The 14,741-nt window shown below is 61.3% G+C and carries 14 protein-coding genes; 7 read left to right on the forward strand and 7 right to left on the reverse strand.

All coding sequences use genetic code 11. The annotated features are described in order from the left end of the window. Complete coding sequence (locus tag OZ428_RS27170; protein ID WP_269131891.1) at positions 1-1,332, forward strand: DUF58 domain-containing protein; 1,332 nt, start codon at positions 1-3, stop codon at positions 1,330-1,332. A 24-nt stretch (positions 1,333-1,356) separates the two neighbouring features. Here the strand turns inward: OZ428_RS27170 and OZ428_RS27175 are convergent, their stop codons facing one another. After that, positions 1,357-1,716: a PilZ domain-containing protein gene (locus tag OZ428_RS27175; RefSeq protein ID WP_016975477.1), complete on the reverse strand. Its 360-nt coding sequence runs from the start codon at positions 1,714-1,716 to the stop codon at positions 1,357-1,359. 225 nt (positions 1,717-1,941) lie between these two features. Then, on the reverse strand, positions 1,942-2,316 hold the full coding sequence (locus tag OZ428_RS27180) for a tetratricopeptide repeat protein (RefSeq protein WP_269131892.1): 375 nt from the start codon (positions 2,314-2,316) through the stop codon (positions 1,942-1,944). 173 nt (positions 2,317-2,489) lie between these two features. Here OZ428_RS27180 and pyk point away from each other — a divergent pair, with 173 nt between their 5' ends. Further along, positions 2,490-3,941 (forward strand): pyruvate kinase, encoded by a 1,452-nt coding sequence (gene pyk, locus OZ428_RS27185; protein ID WP_269131893.1) that lies wholly within the window; start codon positions 2,490-2,492, stop codon positions 3,939-3,941. Positions 3,942-3,997: 56 nt separating this feature from the next. Here the strand turns inward: pyk and OZ428_RS27190 are convergent, their stop codons facing one another. Both OZ428_RS27190 and OZ428_RS27195 read right to left on the reverse strand, forming a co-directional pair. Beyond that, on the reverse strand, positions 3,998-4,747 hold the full coding sequence (locus tag OZ428_RS27190) for an enoyl-CoA hydratase-related protein (protein ID WP_269131894.1): 750 nt from the start codon (positions 4,745-4,747) through the stop codon (positions 3,998-4,000). A 30-nt stretch (positions 4,748-4,777) separates the two neighbouring features. After that, complete coding sequence (locus tag OZ428_RS27195) at positions 4,778-5,710, reverse strand: iron-sulfur-binding ferredoxin reductase (RefSeq protein ID WP_269131895.1); 933 nt, start codon at positions 5,708-5,710, stop codon at positions 4,778-4,780. 216 nt (positions 5,711-5,926) lie between these two features. On the opposite strand from OZ428_RS27195, the gene OZ428_RS27200 reads away from it, so the two are divergent. The 4 genes from OZ428_RS27200 (at position 5,927) to OZ428_RS27215 (ending at position 12,384) form a co-directional block, all read left to right on the forward strand. Beyond that, entirely contained in the window at positions 5,927-7,450 is a 1,524-nt protein-coding gene (locus OZ428_RS27200) for a fumarate hydratase (protein ID WP_016971118.1), read from the forward strand. A gap of 353 nt (positions 7,451-7,803) precedes the next feature. Beyond that, positions 7,804-9,570 carry an ATP-binding protein gene (locus OZ428_RS27205; protein WP_269134226.1) on the forward strand — a complete coding sequence of 589 codons (1,767 nt, stop codon included), beginning with the start codon at positions 7,804-7,806 and terminating at the stop codon, positions 9,568-9,570. After that, positions 9,564-10,898, forward strand: coding sequence for a sigma-54-dependent transcriptional regulator (locus tag OZ428_RS27210; protein ID WP_269131897.1), 1,335 nt, complete (start codon positions 9,564-9,566; stop codon positions 10,896-10,898). Before OZ428_RS27205 ends, OZ428_RS27210 begins: the two co-directional genes overlap by 7 nt. Positions 10,899-11,064: 166 nt before the next feature. After that, entirely contained in the window at positions 11,065-12,384 is a 1,320-nt protein-coding gene (locus tag OZ428_RS27215) for an MFS transporter (protein WP_269131898.1), read from the forward strand. Between the two features lie 61 nt (positions 12,385-12,445). On the opposite strand, the gene OZ428_RS27220 is transcribed toward OZ428_RS27215, so the two are convergent. Beyond that, entirely contained in the window at positions 12,446-13,201 is a 756-nt protein-coding gene (locus tag OZ428_RS27220; protein WP_016975487.1) for a COG4705 family protein, read from the reverse strand. A 159-nt stretch (positions 13,202-13,360) separates the two neighbouring features. Between OZ428_RS27220 and OZ428_RS27225 the strand changes: the two genes are divergently transcribed. Next, positions 13,361-13,984, forward strand: a complete 624-nt coding sequence (locus OZ428_RS27225) for a flavin reductase family protein (protein ID WP_269131899.1) — start codon at positions 13,361-13,363, stop codon at positions 13,982-13,984. On the opposite strand, the gene OZ428_RS27230 is transcribed toward OZ428_RS27225, so the two are convergent. Both OZ428_RS27230 and OZ428_RS27235 read right to left on the reverse strand, forming a co-directional pair. Continuing rightward, entirely contained in the window at positions 13,981-14,223 is a 243-nt protein-coding gene (locus OZ428_RS27230; RefSeq protein WP_033898533.1) for a hypothetical protein, read from the reverse strand. The genes OZ428_RS27225 and OZ428_RS27230 overlap by 4 nt on opposite strands. Before the next feature lie 42 nt (positions 14,224-14,265). Then, a complete protein-coding gene (locus OZ428_RS27235; protein ID WP_016975490.1) occupies positions 14,266-14,607 on the reverse strand; it encodes an antibiotic biosynthesis monooxygenase family protein in 342 nt (113 codons plus the stop codon). Positions 14,608-14,741 lie beyond the last annotated feature (134 nt).

Here is a 14,741-nt window from a genome sequence, read left to right on the forward strand (position 1 = left end):
ATGAAACCGACCCGTCTGCTGCTGAACTGGCTTGGCGTATTGCTGGGCTTGGACGTCCTGCTGGGAATTGCGGCAGCGTTGCAGCTCAAAGTGCCCGACACCTTGCACTCCATCGCGTGGGGCCTGCTACTGGCGCTGTTATTGCTCGCGCTGCTGGATGCGATGCGTCTGCGTAGCCGCCCTTCGCCCCGTGTGCAACGGCAAATGCCCGGAAGCCTGGCATTGGGCCGCTGGGGGGAAATACGCCTGGTTCTCGAGCATGACTTCCCGCAGACACTGAGCGTGCAGGTGTTCGATCATGTCCCTGATGGGCTGTCGGTGGAGCACATGCCCCAATCCATAGACCTGCGCCCCGGTGAACGCAGTGAACTGGGTTATCGCCTTCGCCCCTTGAGGCGTGGTCATTTCAGTTTCAACCGCTGTGAAATTCTCCTGCCCAGCCCCATGGGCCTGTGGTCAGCACGGCGACTGATCGACGTGAGCGATACCACCCGCGTCTACCCGGATTTCGCCCGTCTGTACGGTGCCCAACTGCAGGGCGTAGATAACTGGCTGAGTCAACTGGGTGTACGCCAACGTCAGCGCCGTGGCTTGGGACTGGAGTTTCACCAGTTGCGTGAGTTTCGCGAAGGGGACAGCCTGCGGCAGATCGACTGGAAGGCTACCGCCCGGCAACGCACCCCCATCGCCCGTGAATATCAGGATGAGCGTGACCAGCAGATCGTGTTCATGCTCGATTGCGGCCGCGGCATGCGCAGCCAGGATGACCAACTGTCCCACTTTGACCATGCCCTGAATGCCTGCCTGCTGCTCAGCTACGTCGCGTTGCGCCAGGGGGATGCGGTTGGGCTGTGCACCTTTGCCGGCGACCAGCCACGCTACCTGGCGCCGGTCAAAGGCAGTAGCCAGTTGAACCGGTTGCTCAACGCGGTATACGACCTTGATACCACCCGGCGGGCTGCCGATTATCAGGCTGCAGCAAGCCAACTGCTGGCTCGGCAGAAACGGCGCGCTTTGGTGATCGTGATATCCAACCTGCGGGATGAGGATGATGAAACACTGCTGACGGCCGTCAATCGCATCAGCCGCCATCACCGGGTGCTGGTGGCCAGTTTGCGCGAGGAAGCCCTTGATCAACTGCGCCAAGCCCCCGTACAAACCCTGCCCGAAGCCTTGGCCTACAGCGGCACCATCGACTACCTGAATACCCGCAACGAACTGCACGACCGGCTCAGCGCCCAAGGCCTGTCCCTACTAGACACTTTACCGTCTGAACTGGGACCGGCCTTGGTCACACGTTACCTGGGGTGGAAGAAAGCCGGCGTGCTCTGAAAAGGGCCCGCCGAAGCGCCTTATCTAAGCCGAAGCCTGCAAAGGATCAAAGCTGAAGTAATTCAACAAGACGTTGATCAACTGCCCATATTCCTCGGGTGCCTGGAGCACCCTGAACCCGGAATCGTAGTGTTGCGGGTTGATGTCCTCATGGCTCCACAGACAGGTCACCGTGAGATCGATGGGGTGGAAAGTGTCGTCAGCGCCTGGAATCTTCAAGCGCAGTTCGAAGTCCACGTCGACCATCATGGGCAATTGGCTGATTAACATCAGCCCGTCTTCCGAGACATTGCCCAAAAAGCCGATGGGCTTGTCGGTGAGACGATTAAACACTTGCAGGAAATAAGGAAGCTGATGCCGCTCGATCCGTCGGTCGGTAAACATGATGAAATCGCCATCCAGTGGCCATGACTGCGGCCGTGCCAGTGATTCGGAACGGGCGACGTCGCCCACTCTCCCTGGATTTCGGTGCGACAACAGGCAATTGCCTGCCGCTAGACAGCCACCCAGTCCGGGCCCAACATCCATTTGCATAGAAACTTATACAAACGAACATTCAAAGAATAGCCCAAGACTGGCGACGGGCCAGTTATTGAATGACGAATATCATCACAAGGACGCTGGACGCGGTTGCGCGACGCTTGCGCCGGGGTAATGCCCCAGCTGTTGCAGGGTGTCGAGCCTCGCGCGGGCACGGTAGGCGTATTCACTCGACGGGTATTGATTGATGATGAACTGATAAGTCTGTATCGCGTCGACGAACAGTTTCTGCCGTTCCAGGCACTGGCCGCGCAACATCGAGACTTCCGGCTGTACATAACGTCGGGTGCGACTTTCACGGTCGACCTGGGACAATTCCAGGGTAACGCGCTCGCAGTCACCGACCTTGTAGGCGCGGTAGGCATTGTTCAGGTGATGGTCCATCGACCAACGGGTGCAGCCGACAACACTGACGGCCAGGGCAGCAATGAGCAAAATTCGCATGAGGGTTCTCCTGTCTTGTGCAGTGTATCGACCCCCCGTCGAAAATCTTCAAGGATGTTCGTATTCAGCCGCAACGAAAACAAGTCAATCGTCGATAAGTAGTGCAAACGAACAATGACTACAACGAAAGAGCATAGTAGCCTTCCTCAGCGCTTGAACTCAGGAGTCTGTGCATGTCCGTCCGTCGTACCAAAATCGTCGCCACCCTTGGCCCGGCCAGCAACTCGCCGGAAGTCCTCGAACAGCTGATTCTGGCTGGTTTGGACGTTGCCCGTCTGAACTTCTCCCACGGCACCCCGGACGAGCACAAGGCTCGCGCCAAGCTGGTGCGTGACCTGGCCGCCAAGCACGGCCGCTTCGTCGCACTGCTGGGTGACCTGCAAGGCCCGAAAATCCGTATCGCCAAATTCGCCAACAAGCGGATCGAGCTGAAGATCGGTGATCAATTCACCTTCTCCACCAGCCACCCGTTGACCGAAGGCAACCAGCAAGTCGTGGGTATCGACTATCCGGACCTGGTCAAGGACTGCGGCGTCGGCGACGAACTGCTGCTGGACGACGGCCGCGTCGTGATGCGCGTCGACACCGCCACCCCGACTGAACTGCACTGCACCGTGATCATCGGCGGCCCACTGTCGGACCACAAAGGCATCAACCGTCGTGGCGGTGGCTTGACCGCACCAGCCCTGACTGAAAAAGACAAGGCCGACATCAAGCTCGCCGCCGAAATGGAAGTGGACTACCTCGCCGTGTCCTTCCCGCGCGACGCCGCCGACATGGAATACGCCCGTAAACTGCGCGACGAAGCCGGTGGCACTGCCTGGCTGGTGGCGAAGATTGAACGCGCCGAAGCCGTGGCCGATGACGAAACCCTCGACGGCCTGATCAAGGCTTCCGACGCGGTGATGGTTGCCCGTGGCGACCTGGGCGTGGAAATCGGTGACGCCGAGCTGATCGGTATCCAGAAGAAGATCATCCTGCACGCACGCCGTCACAACAAAGCGGTGATCGTGGCGACCCAGATGATGGAGTCGATGATCCAGAACCCGATGCCGACCCGCGCCGAAGTGTCCGACGTGGCCAACGCCGTGCTCGACTACACCGACGCCGTGATGCTCTCCGCCGAAAGCGCCGCTGGCCCGTACCCGCTGGAAGCCGTGCAAGCCATGGCACGTATCTGCCTCGGCGCTGAAAAGCACCCGACCAGCAAGACCTCCAGCCACCGCATCGGCAAAGAGTTCGAAAGCTGCGACCAGAGCATCGCCCTGGCGGCCATGTACACCGCGAACCACTTCCCGGGCGTGAAGGCGATCATCGCGCTGACCGAAAGTGGCTACACGCCGTTGATCATGTCGCGCATCCGTTCCTCGGTGCCAATCTACGCGTTCACCCCGCACCGCGAAGCCCAGGCGCGCACCGCGCTGTTCCGTGGTGTGTACACCGTTCCGTTCGATCCGGCTTCGCTGGCACCGAACGAAGTCAGCCAGAAAGCTATCGACGAGCTGGTCAAGCGTGGCGTCGTAGAGAAAGGCGACTGGGTCATCCTGACCAAGGGCGACAGCTACCACACCACCGGTGGCACCAATGGCATGAAGATCCTGCACGTGGGCGACCCACAGGTCTGAGTGACACGCTGAAAAACAAAAGCCCCGCCCTGTGAATGGCGGGGCTTTTTGCTTTCTCAGGACCGGTTGATAAACCCCGACAACGCCGCAATCGCTTCCGGCGACTTCAACCGCTGGACAAACAAAGCGCCCTCTTCCTCAATCACCTGGCGCAATTGCTCACGGTCAACGCTCTTCATCAATTGCTTGGTCACCTGCACAGCCCCCGGCGCCAAGGTCTCAAAGCGCTCGGCCATTTCCCGCGCCTTGGCCAACGCCGCCTCGCCGCTGCCCAGCGCCTCGGTAGCAATCCCCCAGGCTGCCGCCTGCTCGCCGGTAAAGCCTTCGCCCAGAAGCAATAATTCCGCAGCCTTCGCGTGCCCCAACAACCTCGGCAGGATCAGACTTGAACCAAACTCCGGGCACAGCCCCAGGTTGACGAATGGCATGCGCAGCCGCGCATCACGGCTGATGTAGACCAGGTCGCAATGCAGCAGCAGGGTCGTGCCGATACCCACCGCAGCGCCCGCCACGGCGGCAATCACCGGTTTGCGGCAGTTGAGCAGGCTTTTCATGAAGTAAAACGGTGGGCTGTCGAGATCGCTGGGCGGCTGTTCAAGAAAATCGCCAATGTCGTTGCCGGCGGTGAAACAGTCACTGCTGCCCTGGATCAGCACGCAGCGGATGGCATCATCTGCATCGGCCTGCTCCAGGGCCTCGGCCAGTTGCGTGTACATGACGCGGGTCAGGGCGTTTTTCTTGTCGGGGCGATTGAGCTGCAAGGTCAGCAACCCGCGTTCGCGGTGTTGCAGGATGGCATCGGTCATGGCGAATCTCGCGGCTGTAGAATTCAGCGCTCAACCACGGGGCAGGAACACATCGGCCAGCAGTTGATTGCGCGGCAGGCCCGCCAGGAACAGACGCTTGGAAAACGCCTCGACACTGGCCGGGTGCCCGCAGAGTAAAGCCAGAGTTTGCCGCGAAACAAGCCGCAGTTGCGCCAATGCCTGGGTCGCCTGCGCCGCCGTCCACAACTCCACCGTCACGTTGGGATGCTGTGCCGCCAGCTGCGCCAGGGGTTCAGCCAGGTAATGCCCCTCTGCATCATGGGCCAGGTGAATCACGCGAATGTCGCCCTGATGATCCTGGCGCAAGGCCTCACGCAACACCCCCCAAAGCGGGCCAAGGCCGGTGCCGGATGCCAGCAGCCACAACGGCCGGCTTTGCCAGTCAGGATCGTATTGCAGCGCGCCACCGCGCAATTCGCCCAGACGCAGACGGTCGCCCACCTGCAACTGGCGAGCAAGATCACTGAACTCGCCAGGCAGACGGCAATCGAGGTGAAACTCCAGGAAACCATCCTCCTGGGGCAAACTCGCCAGGGAATACGGCCGCGCTACCTGCCCCGCCCACAGCACCAGGTGCTGCCCGGCCCGATAGCGCAAACCACGCTCGGGTTGCAGACGCAAGCGCAGCACGCTCGGGCTCAACCAATCCACACCCAGCACCAGGGCCGGCAACCCGTCACGCGTCGGGTCAAAGGTTTCAACGCGCAGGTCTCCGCTGACCTGGCACTGGCAAGCCAAGCGCCAGCCGTCCTGGCGTTGCGCCGGGCTCAGGGCCTCAGGCTGCTTGTCCTCGACCTGCCCCAGGCATCGCACCAGGCACGCATGGCAACTGCCGGCGCGGCAACTGTAGGGCACGGCCACACCGGCCTGGTTCAAGGCATCCAGCAGGTTGCTGCCGGAAGATACCGACCAATGGCGTTCGCCGACGTAGAGTTCAGGCATATAAGGGCTCAATCACAAGGGGCGCGCACAGGGAATCATGCCTGCGACAGTTTGACCATAGTCGGGTGTATCGGCCACCGAGCCGGGTTATACTGCCGCGCCTTTTTAGCGTCGCGCCTGCACCACTTTGGCGTGCCTTGGAAAGGTGAGCTCAGCCGACCGATGCAACACTGAGCCCACCTTTATTGAATGTTCCCTTATAGAGGAGCGCGACTCATGACCGTGATCAAGCAAGACGACCTGATTCAGAGCGTTGCCGACGCCCTGCAATTCATTTCCTACTACCACCCCGTGGATTTCATCCAGGCCATGCACGAAGCCTACCTGCGCGAAGAATCGCCAGCGGCCCGTGACTCCATCGCCCAGATCCTGATCAACTCGCGCATGTGCGCCACCGGCCATCGCCCGATCTGCCAGGACACCGGTATCGTTACCGTGTTCGTGCGCGTGGGCATGGACGTGCGTTGGGATGGCGCCACCATGGGCCTGGACGACATGATCAACGAAGGCGTGCGTCGCGCCTACAACCTGCCGGAAAACGTCCTGCGTGCGTCTATCCTGGCCGACCCGGCAGGCGCGCGCAAAAACACCAAGGACAACACCCCGGCGGTCATCCACTACTCCATCGTCCCGGGCAACACCGTGGAAGTGGACGTGGCGGCCAAGGGCGGCGGTTCCGAGAACAAGTCGAAAATGGCCATGCTCAACCCGTCCGACTCGATCGTTGACTGGGTATTGAAGACCGTTCCGACCATGGGCGCCGGCTGGTGCCCACCGGGCATGCTCGGCATCGGCATCGGCGGCACCGCCGAGAAAGCCGCGGTAATGGCCAAGGAAGTGTTGATGGAATCCATCGACATCCACGAGCTGAAAAAGCGCGGCCCACAGAACCGTATCGAAGAGATGCGCCTGGAGCTGTTCGAGAAGGTCAACCAACTGGGCATCGGCGCCCAGGGTCTGGGTGGCCTGACCACCGTGCTCGACGTGAAGATCATGGACTACCCGACCCACGCCGCGTCCTTGCCGGTGTGCATGATCCCCAACTGCGCCGCCACCCGTCACGCGCACTTCGTGCTCGACGGTTCGGGCCCGGCATCGCTGGAAGCGCCACCGCTGGACGCCTACCCGGAAATCGTCTGGGAAGCCGGCCCATCGGCCCGTCGCGTCAACCTCGACACCCTGACCCCGGAAGAAGTGCAGAGCTGGCAGCCGGGCGAAACCGTATTGCTCAACGGCAAGATGCTCACCGGTCGCGACGCCGCGCACAAGCGCATGGTCGAGATGCTGAACAAGGGCGAAACCCTGCCGGTGGACCTCAAGGGTCGCTTCATCTACTACGTCGGCCCGGTTGATCCGGTGCGCGAAGAAGTGGTTGGCCCAGCCGGCCCGACCACCGCGACGCGGATGGACAAGTTCACCCGTCAGATCCTCGAGCAAACCGGCCTGCTGGGCATGATCGGCAAATCCGAGCGCGGCCCGACTGCGATCGAAGCGATCAAGGACCACAAGGCCGTGTACCTGATGGCCGTGGGCGGCGCTGCTTACCTGGTGGCGCAAGCCATCAAGAAGTCGCGCGTGGTGGCCTTCGCCGAACTGGGCATGGAAGCGATCTACGAGTTCGACGTGAAGGACATGCCGGTCACCGTTGCTGTCGACAGCAAAGGCGAATCCGTGCACATCACCGGTCCTGCCATCTGGCAGAAAAAGATCAGTGAAAGCCTGGCGGTAGAAGTGCAGTAAGCGCTTCCCTGCTGGGATAAAGGCGACTGCGGCTCCACGGCCCAGTCGCCTTTTTCATGCCTGGTAATTCTCCAGTGGCAACCGGGCTTTCTGTGGCCAGTGAGATTCCTGTGGCGAGCGGGCTTGCCCCGCGTTGGGTGGCAGAGCCGCCCTAAAACCTGCCATCGAGATATTTCTGACACACTGCAGCGGCCTTATTGGGGCCGCTACGCAGCCCAACGCGGGGCAAGCCCGCTCGCCACAACAAGCCCGCTCGCCACAGAAAGCCTGCCTGCCACAAAAGTCCCACTCACCACAAAACCCCGATGGTGCATGCTATGGTGCACTCCCTTACCGTGCCTGCCCCTCACCGTATGATCGTGATCCCTCGCCCCCTGCGCCTGACCTTCTATTCCCTGCTGATCATCGCCGGCGCGCTACTGGCCGCAGCCTGGGCCACGCGCCATGCCGAACGCCAGGCGCTGGTGGACGACGCCGCCCGTGCCAATCAGCAGCTCGCGCTGTACGCCAACTCGCTGCATACCCTGATCGAACGCTACCGCGCCCTGCCTGCGGTGCTGGCGCTGGACTCGGAGATGATCAATGCCTTGAAGGGCCCGCTGGATACCGCGACCCAGGATCTGCTCAACCGCAAACTGGAGCGCATCAACGGCGCGGCGCAGTCGTCCACCCTGGAATTGATGGACCGCACCGGCCTGGCCGTGGCCGCCAGCAACTGGAACCTGCCGAGCAGTTATGTGGGGCACAACTACGCGTTTCGCCCCTACTTCAGCCAGACCTTGAGCCAGGGCACCGGACGCTTCTATGCGGTGGGCGTAACGACCGGCATCCCCGGTTACTTCCTCTCCAGCGCGGTGGTCGACGAACACGAACAGTTCCTCGGTGCGATGGTTGTGAAACTGGAGTTCCCCGAACTTGAACGCGAATGGGCCCAGGGCAATGACCTGCTGCTGGTCAGCGATGCACGTGGCATCGTGTTCATCGCCAATCAACCCGGCTGGCGTTACCGCAACCTGCGACCATTGTCGGCCAGCGACCTGGCCGAGCTCAAGGCCACTCGCCAGTACGACAAAAAACAACTGCAGGCACTCGAAACCAGCACCCTGCAACGCTTCGACGAAAACAGCCATTTGATGCGCGTCAACGGTCCGGATGGCAGTGCCAATTACATCTGGGAATCTCTGCCGCTGAAGGCCGAAGGCTGGACCCTGCACCTGCTGCGCAAGCCGCAGTTCGCCTTTGAAGATCAGCGCAACGCCGGGTTGGCCGCCGCCGGTTCCTGGCTGGCGCTGGTGTTCCTGGTGCTGTTCCTGACCCAACGTTGGCGCCTGGCCCGCTTGCGTCAGCGCAGTCGCGAAGAGCTTGAGCAACTGGTGGAAGAACGCACCCAGGCGCTACGCACGGCCCAGGATGGCCTGGTGCAATCGGCCAAGCTCGCGGCGCTGGGGCAGATGTCCGCCGCCCTCGCCCATGAAATCAATCAGCCACTCACCGCCCAACGCATGCAATTGGCCACATTGCGCCTGCTGCTGGATCACGGTCGTGTCGACGATGCCTACCAGGCGCTCACGCCACTGGACGACATGCTCACGCGCATGGCCGCCCTCACCGGCCACCTCAAGACCTTCGCGCGCAAAAGCCCGAGCGGCCTGCGTGAACGCCTGGACCTGTCCACCGTGGTCGACCAGTCCCTGCACTTGCTCGATGCGCGCCTGCGCGATGAATCCATCGGCGTAGTGCTGGACCTGACCCGCCCCGCCTGGGTGCGCGGCGATGCGATCCGCCTGGAGCAGGTGCTGATCAACCTGCTGCGCAACGCCCTCGATGCCATGGCCGATAAACCGCGCAAACGCCTGGAAATCCGCCTGCATGCCGACCAACAGCTGTGGAAGTTGACCGTCAGCGACAGCGGCGGCGGGATTGCCGACGAGCACCTGAACAGCGTGTTCGACCCGTTCTTCACCACCAAGCCTGTGGGCGATGGTCTCGGCTTGGGGCTGGCGGTGTCCTACGCTATCGTGCACGAATTGGGTGGGCGCCTGATCGCCGGCAATCGTGGCGACGGCGCGGTATTCACCCTGAGCCTGCCTATCGCGCTGGAGACGCCCGACCTATGCTGAACGCAGTGATTGTGGTCGATGACGAAGCCAGCATCCGCACGGCCGTCGAGCAGTGGCTGAGCCTCTCGGGGTTCGAGGTGCAGTTGTTCAGTCGCGCCGAGGAATGCTTGGCGCAATTACCCAAAGATTTCCCCGGCGTGATCCTGAGCGATGTGCGCATGCCCGGACTCAGCGGGCTCGAACTGCTGGCCGAAGTGCAACGCCGCGATGCCGATTTGCCCGTAATCCTGCTTACTGGCCACGGCGATGTGCCGATGGCGGTTGAGGCCATGCGCGACGGTGCCTACGACTTCCTGGAAAAACCCTTCAGCCCCGACGCCCTGCTCAACAGCCTGCGCCGTGCCTTGGACAAGCGCGGGCTGATCCTGGAGAACCGCCGCCTGCATCAACAGGCCGATCATCGCGCACAGTTGGAATCCACCCTGCTCGGCGTGTCCCGTGGTTTGCAAACCTTGCGCCGCCAGGTGCTGGACCTGGCGAGCCTGCCGGTCAACGTACTGATCCGTGGCGAGACCGGCAGCGGCAAGGAAATGGTCGCCCGTTGCCTGCATGATTTCGGCCCTCGGTCGAAGAAACCCTTTGTCGCGCTCAACTGCGCCGCCATCCCCGAGCAGCTGTTTGAAGCCGAGTTGTTCGGCCACGAAAGCGGCGCGTTTACCGGCGCCCAGGGCAAGCGCATCGGTAAACTGGAATATGCCCATGGTGGCACGCTGTTCCTCGATGAAATCGAAAGCATGCCACTGGCCCAACAGGTGAAGCTGCTGCGCGTGTTGCAGGAACAGAAACTGGAGCGACTGGGCTCCAACCAAAGTATCCACGTCGACCTGCGCATCATCGCCGCGACCAAGCCGGACCTGCTGGAAGAGGCCCGCGCCGGGCGCTTTCGCGAAGACCTGGCCTATCGCTTGAACGTCGCACAATTGCGCCTGCCGCCCTTGCGTGAACGCCGCGAAGATATCCCGCTGCTGTTCGACCACTTTGCACAGAGTGCCGCCGAGCGCCTGGGCCGCAACGTCGAGCCCCTGAGCGGCGCGCAACTGGGGCGCCTGCTCAGCCACGACTGGCCGGGCAATGTGCGCGAACTGGCCAACGTCGCCGAACGCCAGGTACTCGGCCTTGGCGAGCCGGAACCGGAAGGCATCGAGGCCGGGCAATCCCTGGCCGCGCAGCAGGAGGCCTTCGAAGCCCACTGCCTGAAAGCCGCGCTGACCCGGCACAAGGGTGATATCAAGGCGGTGCTGGCCGAGCTTCAACTGCCACGCCGTACCTTCAATGAAAAGATGCAGCGCCACGGGCTCGCCCGCGACATGTTCCTGAAGGACGAATGAGCGGATTTCCGCTCATCACCTGAAAATCATCAGCGGCTTTCCGCTCAATAAAATCCTGCAACCCTTCTATTCCGGGCCTTCATCCACCTGGCACAGCTCCTGCTATAGCTCGAGCCAGGCTGCGCACGCGCCGCTCCATAAAAACAACTAGATGAAGGATCCTTCAATGGATAACTCCAACGCCCTGCCTCTGGGGTCGGCGGCCGCGCCGACGAAAGAGCGCACTACCTCCAGCCGCATCAAATCGATTTTCAGTGGTTCCGTCGGCAACATGGTCGAGTGGTACGACTGGTACGTCTACGCCGCGTTCTCGCTGTACTTCGCCAAGACCTTCTTCCCGAAAGGCGACACCACCGCCCAACTGCTCAACACCGCCGCGATCTTCGCCGTGGGCTTCCTGATGCGCCCGATCGGTGGCTGGCTGATGGGCCTGTATGCCGACAAAGTCGGGCGTAAAAAAGCCCTGATGGCCTCGGTCTACCTGATGTGCTTCGGCTCGCTGCTGATTGCCCTGAGCCCAGGCTATGAAATCATCGGCATCGGTGCGCCGATCCTGCTGGTGTTTGCTCGTTTGCTGCAGGGGCTGTCGGTCGGCGGCGAATACGGCACCTCCGCCACTTACCTCAGCGAGATGGCGACCAAGGAACGCCGTGGTTTCTACTCCAGCTTCCAGTATGTAACCCTGATCTCCGGCCAGCTCATCGCTTTGGCCGTGCTGATCGTGCTGCAACAACTGCTGACCACCGAGCAGCTGTACGCGTGGGGCTGGCGTATCCCGTTCGCTATCGGCGCACTGTGCGCAGTGGTCGCGCTGTACCTGCGTCGTGGCATGGAAGAAACCGAGTCGTTCACCAAGAAGGAAAAAGCCAAGGAAAGCGCGATGCGCACCTTGATGCGCCATCCCAAGGAGCTGCTGACCGTGGTCGGCCTGACCATGGGTGGCACCCTGGCGTTCTACACCTACACCACTTACATGCAGAAATACCTGGTGAACACGGTCGGCATGAGCATTTCCGACTCCACCACCATCTCGGCGGCGACGCTGTTCCTGTTCATGTGCCTGCAACCCATCGTCGGAGGGCTGTCGGACAAAGTCGGCCGTCGTCCGATCCTGATCGCCTTCGGCATCCTCGGTACCCTGTTCACCGTGCCGATCCTCACCACCCTGCACACCATCCAGAGCTGGTGGGGTGCGTTCTTCCTGATCATGGCGGCGCTGATCATCGTCAGCGGCTACACCTCGATCAACGCCGTGGTGAAGGCCGAGCTGTTCCCCACCGAAATCCGCGCCCTGGGCGTGGGCCTGCCGTACGCCCTGACCGTCTCGATCTTCGGCGGCACCGCTGAATACATCGCGCTGTGGTTCAAGAGCATCGGCATGGAAACCGGCTACTACTGGTATGTGACCGCGTGTATCGCGGTGTCGCTGGTGGTCTATGTGACCATGAAGGACACGCGCAAACACTCGCGCATCACCACCGACTAAGGTTTCGCCATTCCTGCAAAAAGGGCTGTGTCAGTAGATGACACAGCCCTTTTTTATGGGATCAGGACAGTTCTGCAACCTCACGCTGCCCATACCGCCGCTGCGCATACGAAGCGCCCACAATCATCACCAGCAACACACCCGCCAACACCGCCGACGAACCCACCGTGCCAAAGTCCAATCCGCCCTTTTCATGGGGCTTGGTGAGAAAGTCCCCCAGCGTTGCACCGAATGGCCGCGTCAACACAAACGCCACCCAGAACAACAACACCGACGAAATCTGCGTGAAGTACTTGAGCGCAACCACCGCGGCGATGGTTGAGCCGATCAACAACGCGCCCCCAGCAAAACCCAGCCCGGAGTCGTCCGCCAGGAAATCACCCAACGCGGTCCCCAAGGTGTTGGAAAACAGGATCGCCATCCAGTAGAACAACTCGCCCCGGAAGGTCTGCACCTTGTTCACGTTCAGCGAATCGCCACTGAGGTGCCAGAGCGCGAAAATGATCATCAGGATCACGATCAGGATCATCGACCCTGTGGCATAACCCAGGCCGAGGGTGCGATCCATGAAGTCCGACATGGTGGTGCCCGCCGTGCTGGTGGACAAGATCACGATCCAGTACAGCACCGGGTTATAGGTTTTCGAGCGCAGCTGCGTCACCAGGGTGAGCAGGAACACGCTGATCAGCATCATCGAACTGATGGCGTAGCCGACATCCAGGGTCATCGACAGCAAATCCCCGGCGGTCTCGCCCAGGGTGGTTGCGCAGATTTTCATGACCCAGAACGCCAGGGTGATCTGAGGAAGTTTATTCATGGGGGCAAGGCTCCGAAGCGCAGTCTCTCAATAGGCCGACTGATTGGGCGGTCGACATTGGGCGCAGACTGACGGTGGAGCTGTGAAAAATAGGTGGGCGATGAATGAAAATTCCATAGTATGGCCACTTCATCGAAGCCCACTGCAGGAACATCGGCCATGCCTGACGATATCCATTTCTACGAACCCGCCAACGGCCACGGCCTGCCCCATGACCCGTTCAATGCCATCGTCGGCCCCCGGCCCATTGGCTGGATTTCGTCCCACGACAGCCAAGGCCGCCTGAACCTGGCGCCCTACAGTTTTTTCAATGCGTTCAACTACATTCCGCCGATCATCGGGTTTTCCAGTGTCGGGCGCAAAGACAGCCTGAACAACATCGAACAGACCGGCGAGTTTGTGTGGAACCTGGCGACCCGCCCGCTGGCCGAGCAGATGAACCAGAGTTGCGCCCCGGTATCACCCGAGGTGAATGAGTTCGAATTGTCCGGCCTGACGCCGGTGGCTTCGAAAATCGTGGGCGTGCCACGGGTGGGCGAGAGCCCGGTGTCGTTCGAGTGCAAGGTGACGCAGATCATCCAGCTTCAGCGCGCCGACAAAGCATTGGTGCCTAGCTGGCTGGTGCTCGGCGAAGTGGTCGCGGTGCATATCGCCAAATGGCTGCTCAAGGACGGCATCTACGACACCGCCGCCGCCGAGCCGATTTTACGCGGTGGCGGCCCGGCGGATTACTTCCAGTTGGGCCCTGAGGCCCTGTTCAAGATGCATCGACCCAAGGCTTAGGATTCGGCAGCCCACGCCAACTGACCTTCTTCGTCGACATCGACCAACCGCTCCAATTGCAGGGTGGCCGCATCATCGGCGTCGGAGGCGGTCTTGAACGTCTGGCCATCAAGGATCTTGTGAAAGCGCGGTGCGCCCATGCCATCCAGTGCCTTGACGGCGACGGCGGCGCTGTAGCCACCCTCCCCCGGTACTACGGCGGAAACGGCTTCGTGGTGGGCAAATTGTTTACGTGCCATGTTGCAGGTCCTGGCCAATGGAAAAGTCGGCCATTCTAACCCTCAACCGGCCAGTTGCAGGTACTCGCCGTAGGCATGGGCGGCGGATGCATCGGTAAAGGTCTGGAAGTCCATGCTGCGGACCACCATGTCGTTCAACAGCTCGGTAAAGATCATCAAGGCCGGAGAATTGAAGTAGGCACTCATCGCCTGCTCGCTGCTCCAGAAGCCCGAGACCAGCCATACATCGGGATCGACCTGGGAATGCTGCAACGAGAATTGCAGGCAACCCTGAGCCTGACGGCCCGGTTCGATCAAACTGCTCAAGCGTGCACCGAGTTCGGTGCTGCACCCGGTGCGGGCGCGGATAAAGGCCATATGGCTCGCGGGAATGGGGGTGGACATGTTCGACTCTCCCGTTGAGAAGTGATGCTCGGCAAGCACTGTGAGGGCGTGTTGCCACAGGATCAAAGATAACGGCGCGAATGCGAGCGCGGTTAGTCAATTCCTGTCGGCTTATTGCACAATCCTGCGAGAAG

This window comes from Pseudomonas sp. GXZC, assembly GCF_026967615.1.
GTDB classification, from domain to species: Bacteria; Pseudomonadota; Gammaproteobacteria; order Pseudomonadales; family Pseudomonadaceae; genus Aquipseudomonas; species Aquipseudomonas azotoformans_A.

Bases quoted from the DNA above. Each gene is read 5' to 3' on its own strand.
- OZ428_RS27170 (WP_269131891.1), top strand. From the start codon at position 1: ATGAAACCGACCCGTCTGCTGCTGAACTGGCTTGGCGTATTGCTGGGC.
- OZ428_RS27175 (WP_016975477.1), bottom strand. From the start codon at position 1,716: ATGTTTACCGACCGACGGATCGAGCGGCATCAGCTTCCTTATTTCCTG.
- OZ428_RS27180 (WP_269131892.1), bottom strand. From the start codon at position 2,316: ATGCGAATTTTGCTCATTGCTGCCCTGGCCGTCAGTGTTGTCGGCTGC.
- pyk (WP_269131893.1), top strand. From the start codon at position 2,490: ATGTCCGTCCGTCGTACCAAAATCGTCGCCACCCTTGGCCCGGCCAGC.
- OZ428_RS27190 (WP_269131894.1), bottom strand. From the start codon at position 4,747: ATGACCGATGCCATCCTGCAACACCGCGAACGCGGGTTGCTGACCTTG.
- OZ428_RS27195 (WP_269131895.1), bottom strand. From the start codon at position 5,710: ATGCCTGAACTCTACGTCGGCGAACGCCATTGGTCGGTATCTTCCGGC.
- OZ428_RS27200 (WP_016971118.1), top strand. From the start codon at position 5,927: ATGACCGTGATCAAGCAAGACGACCTGATTCAGAGCGTTGCCGACGCC.
- OZ428_RS27205 (WP_269134226.1), top strand. From the start codon at position 7,804: ATGATCGTGATCCCTCGCCCCCTGCGCCTGACCTTCTATTCCCTGCTG.
- OZ428_RS27210 (WP_269131897.1), top strand. From the start codon at position 9,564: ATGCTGAACGCAGTGATTGTGGTCGATGACGAAGCCAGCATCCGCACG.
- OZ428_RS27215 (WP_269131898.1), top strand. From the start codon at position 11,065: ATGGATAACTCCAACGCCCTGCCTCTGGGGTCGGCGGCCGCGCCGACG.
- OZ428_RS27220 (WP_016975487.1), bottom strand. From the start codon at position 13,201: ATGAATAAACTTCCTCAGATCACCCTGGCGTTCTGGGTCATGAAAATC.
- OZ428_RS27225 (WP_269131899.1), top strand. From the start codon at position 13,361: ATGCCTGACGATATCCATTTCTACGAACCCGCCAACGGCCACGGCCTG.
- OZ428_RS27230 (WP_033898533.1), bottom strand. From the start codon at position 14,223: ATGGCACGTAAACAATTTGCCCACCACGAAGCCGTTTCCGCCGTAGTA.
- OZ428_RS27235 (WP_016975490.1), bottom strand. From the start codon at position 14,607: ATGTCCACCCCCATTCCCGCGAGCCATATGGCCTTTATCCGCGCCCGC.